The sequence below is a fragment of the Cellulomonas sp. genome (assembly GCF_017744555.1).
Classification (GTDB): Bacteria; Actinomycetota; Actinomycetes; order Actinomycetales; family Cellulomonadaceae; genus Cellulomonas.
In genome coordinates this window covers 1-565 of record NZ_JAGIBD010000127.1, presented here as the reverse complement: position 1 = coordinate 565, position 565 = coordinate 1, and the positions used below count along the sequence as shown (strand labels likewise).

At 64.6% G+C, this 565-nt stretch carries 1 protein-coding gene; it reads left to right on the top strand.

Features of this window, described 5'->3' with window-relative positions; translation table 11 throughout:
• The first annotated feature begins 197 nt into the window (after positions 1-197).
• The gene (locus J7523_RS20515; RefSeq protein ID WP_291890662.1) at positions 198-542 is read left to right on the top strand and encodes a hypothetical protein; all 345 of its coding nucleotides are present in this window, start codon (positions 198-200) and stop codon (positions 540-542) included.
• The last annotated feature ends 23 nt before the right edge of the window (positions 543-565 follow it).

Below are 565 nucleotides of genomic sequence, written 5' to 3'. Positions count from 1 at the left end.
CCGCCCTGGCTACCGTCACCGCCGTCGAAACGAGTCGTCGCGCGGGAGACCGCCGAGGCAACCTGCGGACCGCCGGAACATTTCGTGATGTTTAGCCGATGGTTGGTCAGGGCAACTCTTGACATTCCATCTGGGGGTATCGATAGGCTGATGTGAGACGTTTCACAAGGGACGTCTCATCACCCCAGGGGGAGTGCATGAAGAAGTCACAGTTCATCGCGGCAGCGTTCGTCGTGCTGGCGGCGGCGCTGCCGGCCAGCGCACAGGCGGCCACTGTCTACACCTCGATCACCGGTGCGACGGCGTGGAGCCTGGCTCCGAACGTCGACGCCGGAGTCAACGACACGGCAGCCGACGACAAGCGCGCCTACACGCACTTCTACCGAGTGGGCAGCTCGACGCGATACCTCGTCGAGACGCGCAACGGCAACGGAACCGGGGCCATCAGCTCCAGCGGTGCCAAGGTGACCCGGGTGTCGCCCTGCACGAACAACAACGTCGAGCCCGAGTCCTGCGGGACGTACGCCTACACCGGCTACTGAGGCATCGAGTGTCCGAGGCCTGT